This window comes from Streptomyces sp. 11-1-2 (assembly GCF_003595545.1).
GTDB lineage: Bacteria > Actinomycetota > Actinomycetes > Streptomycetales > Streptomycetaceae > Streptomyces > Streptomyces hygroscopicus_B.
In genome coordinates this window covers 9,546,451-9,561,802 of record NZ_CP022545.1, presented here as the reverse complement: position 1 = coordinate 9,561,802, position 15,352 = coordinate 9,546,451, and the positions used below count along the sequence as shown (strand labels likewise).

Sequence of the window (15,352 nt, the reverse complement as noted above, 5' to 3'; positions counted from 1 at the left end):
ACTTCTGTCCTTCCTCCACCCCAGTGGCCAGCATCACACCCGCGGCGTGCGCACGGCGCGGGCACCGACCACGTTAGCCGTGGTCGGTGCCCGGTCTCTCACGGACCTCGTATTTCCCACCCGTGTCTTCGGCCGGTGTCCCGGCCCGTGCCCCGGCGGGTCTAGCCGCGGTAGTCCCTCCACCGCGCTTCCTCGGAGTCCTGGAGCCCCTCGAACGGGCGAGTGTCCAGGTAGTACCACTCCGCGGACGGGCCCGGCTGGGAAGGGCCGTAGAACGCGTCGTACAGCGCACCCGACGACGACCGCTCGTGCGGCTGCGGCGGCGGCCACGACGGGGACACGGGCTGCCGCCGGAGCCCGGACCAGGACTCGGACCGAGACTCGGGCGAGGGCGTAGGCCGCGACTCGGGCGAGGGCGTGGACCGCGACTCGGGCGAGGAGTCAGGTGTGGACTCTGGCCGGGGCTTCCGCTTCGGCTTCTGCTTCGCCGCCGGGAGGTCGGGCAGCAGCAGTTCCACGCGTACGGTCTGCGACGCCCGCTTCTGCTCCACGAACTCCTCGATCTGGCTGCGGCACGCATGGTCCAGATGGGTCACCCCCATCAGGTCCAGCCGGATCCGTGGAGTCCCCGCCGACCCCACGGCCTCCAGTGCGTCGATGACCTTGGGCAGCCGCAGGAAGGTGGCGTTGCCGGTCATGACCAGCTTGGCGGTATCGCCCTCCACCCGGTGCTCGACGGAGGTCTGCGACATCCGCAGCGCCGCCAGGACGATCCCGGCCGCGAGCCCGACCAGCACCCCCTCCAGCAGCGCGGTGGCGACGATCACGCCCGTGGTGATGGTCATCACGACGAACTCGCCGCGGTCCTGGCGCCACATCTTCGGGAACTGCTCGGGTCCGAGCAGCTTCCAGCCGCTGTGCACCAGCACACCCGCCAGCACCGAGATCGGGATCAGGGCGAGGACGCTCGGCAGCAGCAGCGCGAAGCCGAGCAGCCACAGGCCGTGCAGGGTGCGGGAGAGCCGGGTCTTGGCCCCGGCCTGCACATTGGCCGAACTACGGGCGACGACGGCGGTCATGGGCAGCGCGCCGAGGATGCCGCAGACGGTGTTGCCCGCGCCCTGGGCGATCAGCTCGGAGTTGTAGCGGGTACGCGGACCGTCGTGCATCCGGTCCACGGCGGCGGCCGTGAACAGGCTCTCCGCCGAGGCGATGACGGTGAAGGTGAAGACGGCGGTGAGCACCGCGGGATCGGCGAGGCCCGCGAACTGCTCCGGCCCGGGGAACTGGACGGAGGCCAGCAGATCGCCGACCTGAAGGGTCTTCACCTCCACGCCGGGCAGCGCGGCGACCAGGATGCCGATGGCGACGGCGACCAGCGCGGCGGGGATCCTCCTGACCGGCCCCGGCACCTTCTTCCAGACGAAGCTGAGGACGACCGTGGCGATGCCGAGCAGCGCGGCGATCGCCGTCTGTGCGTTGGAGAAGGTGTCGAGGACGTGCGCGGGGAAGCCGAGGATGTTCTCGATGGCCGTGCCGGGGGCCGCGGCATCGGCCAGCGGATAGGACTGGCTGAACATCAGCGGCAGCCCGATTCCGGCGAGCATGCCCTGGACGACGGCGATGGAGATGGCCTGGAACATACGGCCCAGCCGGATCATCCCCAGGCCGATCTGGAGCAGCCCGGACATGAGCACGATCACACCGAGCATGGCGATGCCATGGGCCTCGACGGTCTCCGCGACGAGTGCGGTGAGCCCCGCGGCGGGGCCGCTGACCTGGAGGGTGCTGCCCCGGGTCATCCCGACCACCAGCCCGCCGACGACACCGGAGATGATGCCGAGTTCGGCCGGGGTGCCGGAGGCGACGGCGACACCGATGCACAGGGGCAGGGCCACGAGGAAGACGACCAGTGAGGCGGTGATCTCGGTGCCGAGGTCGACGCCCTGACCGGTTCCGCCTGCCTTTCTCTTTCCCCTCCCCTTGAACATGGCCTCGACCCGTGCTGTGCCACCCGCCCCGCCGTCGGCCTCATGGACGCCGGGAGCGTCGGCCTTACGGAAGCCGGGGGCGTCGGCCGTTCCCCTTACGGTTCCACCGGCGGGCGCATATGCGGGCATCGGTTGCGTCGACTGGGCGTCGCGTCCGCCTTCCGGCGGGAACACCTCGTCGATGTCGTAGGACGGCGATGGATCCGACTGAATCCGGCCACGGGCATGTCGTCCGCCCGTCATGAATGCGCCCGGATGTCACCGTCGGTATCGAGTTCCCAGAGCTCGGCGCTGTCCACTTGGTAGAACCAGCCGTGCAGACGCAGCCGCCCCGTCTCCAGTCGGCGCCGCGCCGCCGGGTATTCCTCCGGTGCGGCCAGCTGATTCCGGACATTGAGCTGCGCCAATTCCCGTAGGGACGGATCGGCGGAGGCCGTGTCGAGGGCGGACTCCAGCCCCGGCCGGGCGACCGACAGCCAGGCGCCCACACCGGGCAGCCGGGACAGATCCGCACCGGAGGCCAGCGCACCCATCGCGCCGCAGTGGGAATGGCCACAGATGACGATGTCGTGAACGCCGAGCACCTCCAGTGCGTACTCGATGGTGGCAGCCTCGCCGGAGACCGGACGCATCCCGTGCGGAGGAACGATGTTGCCCGCGTTGCGCAGCTCGAATATCTCGCCGGGCCGGGCGCCGGTGATCAGTGCGGGAATCACCCGGGAATCCGAGCAGGTAATGAAGAGCGCCTCGGGAAATTGCCCGTCGGCCAGTTTCCGGTATTCGCCGTGGTCGAAATCGGCCCGGCGCCGGAACGAGCGGGCGTGTTCGAGCAGAGCCCTCATCATGCCTCCCTGACGGGTGGTTGGACCAGATGCGAATCACCGTAGGGAGGGCTGTGCCAGGCGAAGGCTAAACGAACACTAGAGCATGACAAGTTCTTCTCCAATATTCGGACCCGCACTCGCAACATTACAAAAACCAGAAATCCATTCCGGCATTGCGGTACACAGGTCCCCATGACCGTACGAGCGCTGCTCATCGAGGATGACGAGACGATCGCCGAGCCCCTCGTCGAGGGACTGGGGCGGTATGGACTGATGGTCGGTCATGTCGGCACGGGGGCTGCCGGGCTGGAGGGGCCGTACGGGGACATCGTTCTGCTCGACCTGGGACTGCCGGACATGGACGGCATCGACGTCTGCCGCGGTATCCGGCAGGTGTCGGACGTGCCGATCATCATGCTCACCGCGCGGGGTGAGGAGGCCGACCGTGTCCTGGGGCTGGAGCTGGGCGCGGACGACTACTTGGCGAAACCGTTCAGCATGCGGGAGCTGATCGCCCGGATCCGCGCGGTGACCCGGCGCTCCCAGCGCACCGCCACGGCGACCGCCACCGACCCAGCCCTCACCGCCACCGCCCCGGCCGCTCCCACCGCACCGGCCGCCGCACCAGCCGCCACCGCACCGGCCACCGCCCAACCGCCGCCCTGGGAGCAGGAGCCGCTGGTCGTGGACCGCCGGACCCGTCAGGTGTGGGTGGGCGGCGCACCCGTCACCCTCACCCCCAAGGAGTTCGAGCTGCTGGCCCTGCTCACCGAGGATCCCGGCGCCGTGTACTCGCGACAGCAGATCCTCGACCGCGTCTGGGACCCCCACTTCCACGGGCCGACCAAGACCCTGGATGTGCATGTGGCCACGCTGCGCCGCAAGCTGGGCGATCCGGCCTGGATCCAGACCCTGCGCGGGGTCGGCTTCCGTCTCGCCGTCCACTCGGGAGCCCCGTCGGGGGTTCCGTCCGGGGTGCCGGGAGTACCGGAGGCCGCCCGGCCGTGACCCGACGTCTGCTGCTCGGATATCTGAGCCTCGCCGTTCTGATCCTGCTGAGCCTGGGGATACCGCTCGGCTACGTCTACAGCAGAGCCGAGAGAGAGCAGATCATCTCCTCGGCGGAGGACGAGGCCGAGTCGGTGTCCGCGTTCGCCTCGCTGTCGATCATGGCGGGCCAGGAGCGGCGCGAACTGCCGGACCGGGCACGGCACTGTGCCGAGCGCATCCGCGGCAGGGTGGTCATCGTCGGCGACGACGGTCGGCTCCTGGCGACCTCGCATGCGCTGTCCGCCACGGAGTCGCGAACCCTGGCGTCGCGCCCCGAGATCGCCGCCGCGCTGCGCGGCCGGGACGCGATCGACGTCCGGACCTCCACCATCGGCGGCGTCCGCTATCTCTCGGTCGCCGCCCCCGTCGTCCACGGCAACGATCTGCAGGGCGCGGTGCGCCTGACCGTGCCCACCGACGCGGTGGAGTCCCGGGTCCACCGGATCTGGCTGCTGCTGGCCGTGGGCGGGCTCGCGGTCCTTACGGCCATCGCCGCCGTGGGGTTGGTGTTCGCCCGCTGGACCAGCCGCCCCATCCTGGAGTTGGAGCGGTTCGCGCACCGTCTGGCCGACGGGCAGTTCACCACGCCCGCCCCCGTGACCTCCGGCCCGCCGGAGGTGCGCAGCCTCGCCGCAACGTTCAACCAGACCGCGGCCCGGCTGGAACATCTGCTGGCCTCCCAGCGCGCCTTCGCCGCCGAGGCGTCCCACCAGCTCAAGACGCCGCTGGCGGCGCTGCGACTGCGGCTGGACAACCTGGAGGCGGAGATGACCGGACACGCCCGGGACAGTCTCAACGCCGCGATGACCGAGACCGACCGGCTGGCCCGGATGGTCGAGGGGCTGCTGGCGATGGCGCGGATGGAGGAGAGCGCCGTCACTCCCGAACCGGTCGACCTGGACCAGGTGTGCGCCGAGCGCCTGCTCACCTGGACCCCGCTCTTCGAGCAGCACAAGGCCCAGCTCGCCCTGCTCGGTGACCAGGTCGGCCATGCCCTCGCGGTGCCCGGAGCCATGGAGCAGATCCTGGACAATCTGCTCTCCAACGCGCTGCGTGCCACGCCCCTCGGCTCCACCGTCACCATGGTGCTGCGCTGTACGGCCCCCGACCGCCGCCATCTCCCCACGCGGCCCGCCTGGATCGAGCTGCATGTCATCGACGAGGGTCCCGGCATGACCGCCGATCAGCGCCGCCGCGCCTTCGACCGCTTCTGGCGCGCGCCGGACGCCCCGAAGGGCGGCACCGGTCTGGGGCTGTCGCTGGTGCAGCGGCTCGCCCATGTGAGCGGAGGGGAGGCCACCTTGGCCCGGGCGCCCGGTGGCGGCCTCGACGCCGCGATCCGGCTGCGGCCCGCACCCCGCGCGTCCCAGGGCCGCCCGTCCAGAATCGGCCTGCCCCGGAGAGCGCGGAGCGACCGGAGCACACCGGAGGCAGCTCCGTCGTCCGCCCGCTCACCGGTCTAGGGACCAGGCGACCAACCGGGACAGGGACCAAGCGACTAACCGGCCCAGGGACCAGGCGACCAACCGGTCTGGGGACCAGGCGACCAAGCGGCCCTCAGGTGTTCTGGTACGCCTCGCCGCCGAGCTCCAGTGCGGCGGTACCGGCGGTGGCGTCCGCCAGCCAGTCGCGGAAGGCGTCCACATCGGCCTCGGGCAGGCCCAGTTCGATGGTCACGGCCTCGGCGTAGCGCACCTCCCGGACCGCCCGTCCCGTCGCCCGCAGATCGTTCTCCAGCTTTCCGGCCCGCTGGTGGTCGACGGTGACGGTCACCAGCCGGAACCGCTGCCGGGTGACGGTGCCCAGCGTGTCGAGCGCCTCGCCGACCGCGCCGCCGTAGGCCCGGATCAGACCGCCCGCGCCGAGCTTCACGCCCCCGTAGTAGCGGGTGACGACGGCCACCGCGTACCGGACCTCGCGCCGCAGCAGCATCTGCAGCATCGGCACCCCGGCCGTACCGCCCGGCTCCCCGTCGTCGCTCGCCTTCTGCACACCGCCCTCCGCGCCGATGACATAGGCGAAGCAGTTGTGGGTGGCGGTGGGGTGCTCCTTCCTGACGCGCTGGATGACGTCCTGCGCCTCCTGCTCGGTCGCGGCGGGCGCGAGCGTGCAGAGGAAGCGCGATCTGTTGATCTCGATCTCGTGCACGCCCTCGCGCGCGACCGTCCGGTACCGCTCCTGCATCGGGCCAGCTTATGTCCCGGCCCGTGTGCGCTGGTCATGCGTGTGTCCCCCTTGAGCACCCAGGCGTGGACACCGGCGAGGCCGCCCGCCCTCCCACCACCAGGCGGACGCCGCCCGGCCCCGCTGTCTCGCGGGGAGGGCGGCGCACCGCGGAAAGGGGCGGCGGGTATGCAGGTCAGCGGCCCAGGGCCTTGGCTAGCTGGTCCTTGGTCATGTTCGAGCGGCCCTCGATGCCGCGCTGCTTGGCCTCGTTGTAGAGCTGGTCGCGCGTCGGGCCCTTGGGCCCCGTCCGGCTGCCGGAGCGCTGGCCGCCACGCTGCGGTGCGGACTTCGGGTCCTGGATCGAGGTCTTACTGGCGGACTTGGACTCGCCCGCGCGGGCGCGCTCCTTGTTCACCGTACGGGCGGCCATCTCCTTCGCCCGGCCGGTGGAGGCACCGCGCTGCTCGGCGCCTTCCTTGATGTGCTCGTACTGCCGTTCACGCTTACGGCTGGATCCTGCGGGCATGGTCTCTTCCTCTCCTTCCGCCCCCTCGGTCGGTCGCGGTCGGCGGTTCAAGATTGCCGAGCGCATGAGTCGGGTTCCCCCCACTTCCGCCCCCATAACCAGCATGCGTCTCCTGGGCGTCGGCCGGATGCCGTGCCGTGTGCGCAGGTGGGGATTGGTCTTTCGGCAGTGTCCGCCGGTCCACGGTTTTCGTAAGGTCACCTCTGCGAGTCGGCTGATCACACAGGTGGGGGACATGACGGCACACAGAACCGGATTCACCGGCCGCCCGTGGGCCTCCTTGACCGGGCACCTTCCGCTCGCGGCCACCGTCGCCGCCGCCGGGTTGAGCGTGGTCAGTCTGTGGTGGGTGGTGCCCACGGCGCTGTGCGCGTTCATGGCGGGCTGGCGGCCCGGGCGGACGTGGTCCACGGCGGTGCGGCTGATCGGGGTGGTCGCGGGCGCTGTGGTGGCGGTCGCCACGGTGCCGTCCTGGATCACCTGGGCCGACCGCTTCGTGGCGGCGGTGGCCGGGGCGGTCGTACTGCCGTGGTTCGTGGGGCGGTTCTGCCGTCAGTACCGGGAGTTGGTCCGGGCGGGGTGGGAGCGGGCCGCGCGGCTGGAGCGCGAGCAGCGGCTGATCGCCGAGCAGGCCCGGCTGCGGGAACGGGCCCGTATCGCCCAGGACATGCACGATGTCCTCGGCCATGAGCTCAGCCTGATCGCCCTCTCGGCCGGGGCCCTCAAGCTGGCGCCCGGACTGGCGGACGGCCACCGGGAGGCCGCCCGGGACATCAGGGCCAGGGCGGCGGCCGCCGTGGACCGGCTCGGCGAGGTGATCGGCGTCCTGCGCCAGGAGCCGGACGGAGCACCGCCGGAGCCGGGCGGCGCCGGGGTGACGGAGCTGGTCGAGCGGGCGTCGGCGTCGGGGCTCACGGTCCGGCTGCGGATCGACGGCGAGCCCGGCGAACTGCCGTCGGACGTGGAGCGCGCCGTGCACCGTGTGGTGCAAGAGGCGCTGACCAATGTGGCCAAGCACGCGCCCGGCGCGGAGGCGGCCGTGCGGGTCCGGCATACGGCGGAGGAGACCGAGGTCCGGGTGGCGAACGGCCCCGCGCCCACCGTCGTCCCCGTCCGTTCCGGCGGCGCGGGCTTCGGTCTGATCGGCCTGGACGAGCGCGTCGGGCTGGCGGGGGGCACGTTCGGCTACGGCCCCGAGTCGGGCGGTTTCGCGGTCCGCGCCACGTTTCCCGGTACGCCCACGGCGCGGCGAGCGGTGCGGACCACGCCCCATGCCCCGGGCGGCGCGGACCGTCCGCGCGCCGGAAGGCCGACCACCCCGTCCACAGCAGAAGCAGCCCCAGCGCCACCAGCGTGCCCGCGGTGGCCACCTCCAGCAGCGATCCCGCCCACGAGGGCGCCCCGGCCACCACATCGGTCACCTCGCGGTACACCGACACCGAGGCGCCGCCCGTGACCTCCTTCCGATCCGCGTCGCCCAGCCCACCGGGCGACAGCCACATCACCGCTCCCGCCCCGGCGGCGCACAGCGCCACCGCGGCCGGCAACCGACGGCCGAAGCCGTATCGCGTCCTTGATTCCATGGCCAGTGACCGTAGAAACGGCGAAGGCCCGCCACCTCTGGCGAACGGCGAGGACGAGCACCTGACCTTCGTCGGGGTTGACACGCTGGCGGGCCCCTGGCGGGCCCCCGGGAAGCGCCACGTCGGCCCGTCATGTCACCAGGGCACGACACCCCCGTCGTCGAAGAAGCCGCCGCGCGGCCCGTCGTCCGGCAGGGTCGCGAGCTGGATCGCTATCGCGGCACCCTGCTCGGGCGTCCGCGGCGCGTTGAAGCCGGTGAAGTCGGTCGCGACATAGCCGGGGCAGGCGGCGTTCACGATGACGTTCGTGTCGGCGAGTCGGCGGGCGTACTGTGCCGTGACGCTGTTGAGCATCGACTTCGACGGTGCGTACGCGGCCATGATCGGGCCGGTCTGCAGTGTCAGCGAACCCATGTTGCTCGACATGTTGACGATGCGCGGCGCGTCCGCGCGGCGGAGCAGCGGGAGCATCGCGTTCGTCACCCGGACCACCCCGAATACGTTGGTGTCGAGGACGGTGCGGACGACGTCGAGGTCGAGCGTCGTCGGGTCTTGCGCGCCCCCATCGGCCCGGCCGGAGATGCCCGCGTTGTTGACGAGCACGTCGAGCCGGCCTGCCGTCTCCTCGATCGTCGCCGCTGCCGCCGCGACGCTGTCATCCGAGGTGACGTCGACGGCGACCCCCAACGCGTCGATGTCCGCGGCACGCAGACGCTCCACGGCCTCCTTGCGCCTGGCATCGTCGCGGGCGCCCACCGCGACCGTGAAGCCGATCGCTCCGAGACCCTGTGCGATGGCGAAGCCAATTCCCTTGTTCGCGCCGGTGACCAGCGCGATCTTCGTGTTGTTCACCCGATCCATGCTCGGCGCATCGCGCACTCGCTGTCCAAGACCGATCGGGCAGGCTGTGATACTCGCCAGGTATCAGGCGGTAGGCTCCGTTCGTGGACGATCTCGAGACCCGTCAGCTCCGCTACTTCGTCGCCGTCGCCGAGGAACTGCACTTCGGACGTGCCGCCGATCGGCTCGGGATCGCGCAACCGCCGCTCTCCCGCGCGATCCGCCAGCTGGAGCAGCGGCTCGGTGTCCGGCTCCTCGACCGGGACCGTCGCGGAGTGGCGCTCACCGACGCCGGCAGGGTGCTGCTCCGCGAGGCCAACGTGGCCCTCGACGCGGTCGCGGCCGCCGCGCGCCGGACGCGGCGTGCCGCGGATCCGAAACGTCCGCTGGTGCTCGTGACGAAGGCCGGGGCCTCCCACGAGCTGCTGCAACGGCTCCTCGGTGCGATGGCGAGCGAACCCGGTGCGGCACCGGTCGACGTCCTCCTGTGTGAGGTCGGCGAGCAGGCAGGGCTCCTGCGCGACGGGCGCGCCGACGTGGCACTGATGCACCGGCCGTTCGACGACCTCGCGGGGTTCGACACCGAGGACCTCTACACCGAAGGCCAGATCGCGCTGCTTCCCGCGGGGCATCCGCTCGCGTCACACGATCAGCTCACGCTGGCGGAGGTCCGCGATGTGCCGGATCTGCCGATCGCTCGATGGCCCCGGCTCGACGGGACCTATCCGGAAGGGCCCGGACCGGAGGTGCACACCCAGTCGCAGCTCGCTCAGCTCGTGGCGCTCGGCAGAACGCTGCTCGTCATCCCGGCCTCCAGCCGTGCCTGGCAGTGGCCCGATCACGTCGCGGTGCCCGTCGTCGACGCGCCGGACGTCACCACGGTGATCGCCTGGCCACCCAGCAGTCACTCACCGGCCGTCGCCTCGCTCGTCCGCTCGGCGGCCGGGCTCCGTAGCACCACGCTGCCCGCGTCCGCGGGCTGAGAGCCTCCTGCGCCGACCTGCCGCACGATCACCCCGGCACCGGGGAATCCCCCGCACGCGGTTTCCGTTGTGCTCCACACAGGTCGGTTCTCGCACCCGCAGGAGGCAGGTATGTACGGCGACTCGGCGACGGTCCGCGAGATCCTCACCGAGCTGGGCGACACCTGGGCCGTCGTGGGCCTGTCGACCAACCAGCGGCGTGCCGCCTACCGCGTCGCCGACGTCCTCCAGCGCTTCGGCAAGCGCATCGTGCCCGTGCACCCGAAGGCCGAGACCGTGCACGGCGAGCGAGGGTACGCCTCGCTCGCCGAGATCCCCTTCCCGATCGACGTGGTCGATGTCTTCATCAACAGCGAACTGGCGGGCCCGGTCGCCGACGAGGCCGTGGCCATCGGCGCCAAGGCCGTCTGGTTCCAGCTCGACGTCATCGACGAGGCCGCGTACGAGCGCACCCGCGCCGCCGGGCTCGCCATGGTGATGGACCGCTGCCCGGCCGTCGAGATCCCCCGGCTGGGCTGAGCGCACCGCCGTACTGTCGAAGTATGGAGTTCCGCATTACCGCGGATGAGCAGCGCGTTCTGTTCCTCATCGTGGACTATCTGGACGCCGGCCATGCTCCGACCGTCGACGAGCTGTCGCGTGCCGCTGACGGGGACGTGATGAGGGATGTCGCCACTCTCCGCTCCAAGGGCTGGATCCTCGTGCGCCACGTCGACGAACGCCCGACGGTGATTGGCCTCTCCCCCATGGCAGTGGCAGCCGTCAGGAACCTGCGCTACGGCCGACGCGAGTGAAGAAGCCCCGCCCGGCGCCACGGGGGAAGCACACGGACGGGGCCGCTGTTGGAGTGCTAGCTCCTCTTGTCCCGAGCCTGACCGTCGTCACGCTCAGGTACGAGGAACCCCTTCACCGGTCGCCCGGTGCATTCTCGGAGCCCTCGAAGCGTCATCACGACGGCGCGATACCGAGGGTCAGTCCAATCTGTTTTCATCTCGAACCTCCTTCGGCGACGCTACTGCCGTCGTAAGCCCGCTCAGAGGAGAACCGAAGAGGTTCATTACTCCGTGGGACCGGGGTCCGGCGGCATCGGCATGATCGCGCACTCCTCCGTGTGCTGGCACTTGGCTGCCACGACGACCGGGTCCGATCCGGGCGGGCCCCACAGCTCGGCGTCCACGTCGAAGCCCAGCTCTCCGATCCGGGTCTTCGTGCGCTCCAGAATCGACGCATCGTAGTTCCGCGGGTTGTACCCGGGCGTGTGATGGACGTATCCGCCCCTGCGAGCGCACAGGCTCTCCGCCATGTTCGGGTTGTTGTCCATGATGGTCTTGACCACGCCTGCCCGATCCTCGTCGGAGAGCAGAGCTGTACCGTCGCTCATGCGCGTGCCTCTTCTCTGAGAGTGGTGCGCTGCCCTCGTCCTGGTCGTCAGCCTCCAAGCACGCGACTGGGGCGAGGTTGTATATGTGCGGCCCCCGCCCCTCATCCCATCGCGCGTCGCCGGGACTCAGAGCGGGGACCACGGCCCGGAAGGAGCCGACCAAGGTACTTCCGGACCGCTTCCTGCCTGCCTGACTTTCCAGCGCCCGACAGGCAGGGGTCTTTTTGCGGGAGCCTCTAGATGTACTCCGATGACGTCCGGAGGCTCCCGCCGGCGGCGTCTGCCGCCGCTCCTCGTCCCCGTCTGTTGCCGTGCCTGGTGGGGACGAGGAAGTCATCAGGCGGGGTGGCTCGCGGCGTCCTGGGCCTGCGCCAGCCGCCGCTTTCGGTCTTCCGCGACCATGATCACGTCGGACAGAGCAAGCTGAAGCAGCTTGATCACGGCTTGCGCGTCTTCGAGCGACGTTGACGAATCCGCCAGGTACCGTGACGACGCACTGATGGCTGCGCGCCCCCGGTCCTCGAACGACACCGCAGCCGTCTCGCGAGGCGTCAGGGCCCCGATATGCGTGATCGCCTCTCGCCGGGACAGGTCGTCGTCCCTGCTGGGGTACCAGGTCACGGCGTCTTCCCCTCGTGCCGCACCAGCGTCGCGCCCGGTCCGATCTGCTCCCCGCTGGCGTGGAGCCGGCGCATAGCCGCATCCCGCGAGCTGTTCGGCGTCAGTTCGTCGCTGACGGCCACGCACACCCCACCAACGTGACTGACCGTCTGCTGCAGCGTGTTGCGAGCCGCCTCGTCGAACGCGATCCGGTCCCAGTCGGCGACCAGACAGACGACTCGCCGCCCCTGGCCCTCGTGCTCCATCGCGGCGACCATGCCCGTCCAGAACGTCCGCCGCACGTCGACAGCGTTGGTCCCGCGGTCCACCCACTGTCCCGCAACTGCCCACCTACGTTCGTGGGCGAACTGACGACAGGTGAGGATCCGATCATCCGCCGAATCCTTCTCAGTGACCTCGCGGTCGTAGATGAATACGAGGGTTGACTTCGCTGCGTCGCTGTCCATGCGCATACTGTCGCCCTCTTGACAGGACGTTTGAACCTCTTGGGACGGGACGGCTAGGACAGCTTCACGGTATGGTCCTAAGCGTCCTAAACGCCCGGGGAGGAATCTTGAACGAAGCTCTTCGAGATGCTATGGCCGACGCGGGGGTATCAGCCAACCGCCTCGCTCGTATGGTGGGAGTGTCCACCAAGACCGCAGAGCGATGGTTGAAGGATCCCAGTCGAGCCCCACACCCCGACACGAGGATCGCCGTCGCTAAGGCGTTAGGAGTAGATGACGGCATGTTGTGGCCGAGGGCAGCCAGATCGGTTGTCAAGACGGGGGCTAGCCGCGAGATCATCCAAGCCTATCCATACCGAAACGCCTGTCCCACGTCCGTGTGGGGGCAGTTGATTGACGCTGCGGCGCACTCCATCACCTTTGCCGGGTACACCAATTACTTCGTGTGGCAGGAACAATCGCGCCTCGTCGACCGGCTGGCAGCCAAGGCGGCGGCAGGCTGTTCCGTGCGCTTCCTCGTCGGCGACCCAGAGTCGGAGGTGACTCGGCGTCGGGAGGAGATCGAAGGCGTTCCACTCACCGTCAGCACGCGGATCCGGATCACGCTTGATGCGCTGTCGAAGCTGAAGCACCTTGACGGCGTCGACGCTCGGTTCAGTGACGAGCACATTGCCTTGTCGGTGTTCAGCTTCGATTCCGAAATGCTGGTGACTCCACACTTGTCGAGTCTCCTCGGCCATGAGTCGCCGATGCTGCACCTGCACCGGATGGGCGACGATGGTCTGTACGACCGGTTCGCCGGCCACGTGTCGGCACTCTGGGAGGGCGGGCGGCCCGTCTGGGAGTAGCGCCGAAACGCAAACAGCCCCCGCCGGACCGTCCCGACGGGGGCTTTTGTCGCGCCGCTCGTCGACGGCCACCGACCTTCCGGCCCCACAACGGATGCGCTTCCCGTAACGCCATATCCCACCATGTTTCCGTGCATACTTAGCCCTCTCGGGCGGCATGGGGAGCCGCTCACATAATCCTTGGGGGAGATATTCCATGCACATACCCCGGTACGCCGTCAGCGCGGCGTCCGCGGCCATCCTCGGGGCCGTTCTGATCGGCTGCACGTCGGACGACGGGAACGACTCGTCGACGCCCGCTCCATCCGCTCCCGCAACGGCCGAGAAGGCGGTCGAGGAGTCTCCGTCGGCCACGAAGTCCGCGGCCCCGGTGGTCGCCGTCGGCGAAACGGGGACGTTCGGCCTCGGCGAGACGGACGAGTACGGCGAGAACTACAAGGTGACGACCAAGATGCAAGTCACCGTCGTCAGCGCGAAGTACGTGACACCAGCGGAGGTGGACACGAGCAATAAGCCGGAGCAAGGTCAGTACGTGAAGCTGACGCTCACACTGAAGAACGTGGGAAAGGCTCCGGCCGAGATCATGACCTACGGCATGATGAAGTGGGAGGACGATCAAACGGCCGCGCAGGACGCGTCCACGCTCGAAGGCGTCGGCGACGGGCCGGACCTCGATACGACATACAAACCAGGGCAGGCGGTTACCGGATCGCTCGTCCTCGACGTCGCCCGTCGGGGCGGGCAAGTGAGCTACGTCGGCGTTGACGACCCGGACGCCGACGCGGCATTCGTGGTCAAGCTGCCGAAGTAGGAAGCCAGTTGGGCAGGGCGACTCGGCTCACAAGGGAGCCTTCCCCCTATCGCCCTGCCCAGCCGGGCGCCGCAGCGTGGGCGGGTTCAGGCGCCGGGGGCGCCAAGGCCCTCCAGGACCACCGCGCCCGGCAGGGCGGCCAGCAGTTTGCCCGGCACGATGAGCTTGCCGCGGCGGGTGCCGCTGCCGATGAGCGCGTAGGGGATGTCGGCCACGGCGGAGTCCACCAGGAGCGGCCAGGTGGCGGGCAGGCCGATCGGGGTGATGCCGCCGAACTCCATGCCGCTCTCGCCGGTCGCCGTGTCGATCGGGGCGAACGACGCCTTGCGTGCGCCGAGATGGCGGCGCACCACGCCGTTGACGTCCGCGCGGGTGTGGGCGAGGACCAGAGCGGCGGCCAGGGTGGTCTCACCGCCCCGCTTGCCCGCGACGACCACGCAGTTGGCGGACTGTTCCAGCAGCCAGGGACCGTAGTTCTCGACGAGTACGGCGGTGTCGGCCTTGTCCGGGTCCGTGTCCACGAACAACACCTGCTCCACCGGCTCCGAGCCATGCCAGTCGCGCAGCGCCGCGGCGACGGGGGCAGTCAGCAGATCCAGGCACTCGACGGCGGGACGGACCTCGTCGAAGGCATCCATCGGCGTACTCATGCCGTCAAACTAGCAGGCCGGGAGAGGGGTGCGGGGCCGGGCCCGGCGGCCTCAGCGCGCGGGCGGTACCGACACCGCCATGGTCATCTCCACCGGTGCCGTCCCCTCGTTGCGATAGGTGTGCGGGGTGTTCGCCTCGAAGGCAGCGGAGGTGCCGGCCGGGACGGTGTGCGCCTCGCCGCCGAGCACCAGGGTGAGCTCGCCCGCCGTCACATGGATCAGCTCGACCGTGCCGGACGGATGCGGATCGGAGGCGCTCTCGTCGCCGGGCATCAGCCGCCATCCCCACATCTCCAGCGGACCGCCCGCCTCGGTGCCGACGAGCAGCGCCGTGTAGCTGCCCGCTTCGGTGGACCACATCCGCACCGCCTGCTCGGGCGGGACGAAGGTCACCCGCGGCCCCTGCTCGTAGTCGAGCAGGGTGGTGATGCTCACGCCGAGCGCGTCCGCGAGCTTGACCGTGGTGCCCACGCTCGGATTCGTACGGGCCTGCTCGATCTGGATGATCATGCCCCGGCTGACCCCGGCGCGGGCCGCGAGGGTGTCGAGGGTGAAGCCGCGTTCGTTGCGCCACCGCTTGAGGTTGCGGGCGAGCGACTGCGTGAGCTGATCGAGGTCCGTCACGTTCTGGT

The 15,352-nt window shown here is 70.1% G+C and carries 18 protein-coding genes; 8 read left to right on the top strand and 10 right to left on the bottom strand.

The genetic code is table 11. The features are described from left to right. Positions 1-161 precede the first annotated feature (161 nt). Together CGL27_RS41160 and CGL27_RS41155 are read right to left on the bottom strand one after the other, a co-directional pair. Positions 162-1,991, bottom strand: a complete 1,830-nt coding sequence (locus CGL27_RS41160) for a SulP family inorganic anion transporter (protein WP_119992585.1) — start codon at positions 1,989-1,991, stop codon at positions 162-164. Positions 1,992-2,230: 239 nt separating this feature from the next. Further along, on the bottom strand, positions 2,231-2,833 hold the full coding sequence (locus tag CGL27_RS41155) for a carbonic anhydrase (protein ID WP_119994799.1): 603 nt from the start codon (positions 2,831-2,833) through the stop codon (positions 2,231-2,233). 174 nt (positions 2,834-3,007) lie between these two features. On the opposite strand from CGL27_RS41155, the gene CGL27_RS41150 reads away from it, so the two are divergent. Both CGL27_RS41150 and CGL27_RS41145 read left to right on the top strand, forming a co-directional pair. Beyond that, positions 3,008-3,823, top strand: a complete 816-nt coding sequence (locus CGL27_RS41150) for a response regulator transcription factor (protein ID WP_119992584.1) — start codon at positions 3,008-3,010, stop codon at positions 3,821-3,823. After that, positions 3,820-5,328: an ATP-binding protein gene (locus tag CGL27_RS41145; RefSeq protein ID WP_119992583.1), complete on the top strand. Its 1,509-nt coding sequence runs from the start codon at positions 3,820-3,822 to the stop codon at positions 5,326-5,328. The genes CGL27_RS41150 and CGL27_RS41145 overlap by 4 nt, the downstream gene beginning before the upstream one ends. Positions 5,329-5,422: 94 nt before the next feature. Here CGL27_RS41145 and CGL27_RS41140 read toward each other — a convergent pair whose 3' ends face one another. Both CGL27_RS41140 and CGL27_RS41135 read right to left on the bottom strand, forming a co-directional pair. Further along, the gene (locus CGL27_RS41140) at positions 5,423-6,049 is read right to left on the bottom strand and encodes a YigZ family protein (protein WP_078639314.1); all 627 of its coding nucleotides are present in this window, start codon (positions 6,047-6,049) and stop codon (positions 5,423-5,425) included. Between the two features lie 175 nt (positions 6,050-6,224). Continuing rightward, complete coding sequence (locus CGL27_RS41135) at positions 6,225-6,557, bottom strand: plasmid stabilization protein (protein WP_078639315.1); 333 nt, start codon at positions 6,555-6,557, stop codon at positions 6,225-6,227. A gap of 235 nt (positions 6,558-6,792) precedes the next feature. On the opposite strand from CGL27_RS41135, the gene CGL27_RS41130 reads away from it, so the two are divergent. After that, a complete protein-coding gene (locus CGL27_RS41130) occupies positions 6,793-8,013 on the top strand; it encodes a histidine kinase (RefSeq protein ID WP_119992582.1) in 1,221 nt (406 codons plus the stop codon). Between the two features lie 262 nt (positions 8,014-8,275). Here CGL27_RS41130 and CGL27_RS41125 read toward each other — a convergent pair whose 3' ends face one another. Beyond that, on the bottom strand, positions 8,276-9,001 hold the full coding sequence (locus CGL27_RS41125; protein ID WP_119992581.1) for an SDR family oxidoreductase: 726 nt from the start codon (positions 8,999-9,001) through the stop codon (positions 8,276-8,278). Positions 9,002-9,084: 83 nt separating this feature from the next. Here CGL27_RS41125 and CGL27_RS41120 point away from each other — a divergent pair, with 83 nt between their 5' ends. From CGL27_RS41120 to CGL27_RS41110, 3 genes are all read left to right on the top strand, one after another. Then, positions 9,085-9,963 carry a LysR family transcriptional regulator gene (locus CGL27_RS41120; protein ID WP_119992580.1) on the top strand — a complete coding sequence of 293 codons (879 nt, stop codon included), beginning with the start codon at positions 9,085-9,087 and terminating at the stop codon, positions 9,961-9,963. 111 nt (positions 9,964-10,074) lie between these two features. Then, the gene (locus tag CGL27_RS41115; protein ID WP_119992579.1) at positions 10,075-10,482 is read left to right on the top strand and encodes a CoA-binding protein; all 408 of its coding nucleotides are present in this window, start codon (positions 10,075-10,077) and stop codon (positions 10,480-10,482) included. A gap of 23 nt (positions 10,483-10,505) precedes the next feature. Further along, the gene (locus CGL27_RS41110) at positions 10,506-10,757 is read left to right on the top strand and encodes a hypothetical protein (protein ID WP_078639528.1); all 252 of its coding nucleotides are present in this window, start codon (positions 10,506-10,508) and stop codon (positions 10,755-10,757) included. Positions 10,758-11,020: 263 nt separating this feature from the next. On the opposite strand, the gene CGL27_RS41105 is transcribed toward CGL27_RS41110, so the two are convergent. The 3 genes from CGL27_RS41105 to CGL27_RS41095 all read right to left on the bottom strand — a co-directional run bounded on the left by CGL27_RS41105 (position 11,021) and on the right by CGL27_RS41095 (position 12,411). After that, positions 11,021-11,344, bottom strand: coding sequence for a hypothetical protein (locus tag CGL27_RS41105; RefSeq protein WP_119992578.1), 324 nt, complete (start codon positions 11,342-11,344; stop codon positions 11,021-11,023). 336 nt (positions 11,345-11,680) lie between these two features. Then, the gene (locus CGL27_RS41100; protein ID WP_119992577.1) at positions 11,681-11,965 is read right to left on the bottom strand and encodes a hypothetical protein; all 285 of its coding nucleotides are present in this window, start codon (positions 11,963-11,965) and stop codon (positions 11,681-11,683) included. Then, positions 11,962-12,411, bottom strand: coding sequence for a hypothetical protein (locus CGL27_RS41095; RefSeq protein ID WP_162953184.1), 450 nt, complete (start codon positions 12,409-12,411; stop codon positions 11,962-11,964). Before CGL27_RS41095 ends, CGL27_RS41100 begins: the two co-directional genes overlap by 4 nt. A gap of 377 nt (positions 12,412-12,788) precedes the next feature. Between CGL27_RS41095 and CGL27_RS53675 the strand changes: the two genes are divergently transcribed. Both CGL27_RS53675 and CGL27_RS41085 read left to right on the top strand, forming a co-directional pair. After that, the gene (locus tag CGL27_RS53675; RefSeq protein ID WP_346345767.1) at positions 12,789-13,259 is read left to right on the top strand and encodes a hypothetical protein; all 471 of its coding nucleotides are present in this window, start codon (positions 12,789-12,791) and stop codon (positions 13,257-13,259) included. A gap of 196 nt (positions 13,260-13,455) precedes the next feature. Then, entirely contained in the window at positions 13,456-14,070 is a 615-nt protein-coding gene (locus CGL27_RS41085; RefSeq protein ID WP_162953183.1) for a DUF4352 domain-containing protein, read from the top strand. A gap of 86 nt (positions 14,071-14,156) precedes the next feature. Here CGL27_RS41085 and CGL27_RS41080 read toward each other — a convergent pair whose 3' ends face one another. Together CGL27_RS41080 and CGL27_RS41075 are read right to left on the bottom strand one after the other, a co-directional pair. Continuing rightward, entirely contained in the window at positions 14,157-14,720 is a 564-nt protein-coding gene (locus CGL27_RS41080; RefSeq protein WP_119992573.1) for a YbaK/EbsC family protein, read from the bottom strand. A 51-nt stretch (positions 14,721-14,771) separates the two neighbouring features. Further along, positions 14,772-15,344 (bottom strand): XRE family transcriptional regulator, encoded by a 573-nt coding sequence (locus CGL27_RS41075; protein ID WP_119992572.1) that lies wholly within the window; start codon positions 15,342-15,344, stop codon positions 14,772-14,774. Positions 15,345-15,352: the final 8 nt, after the last annotated feature.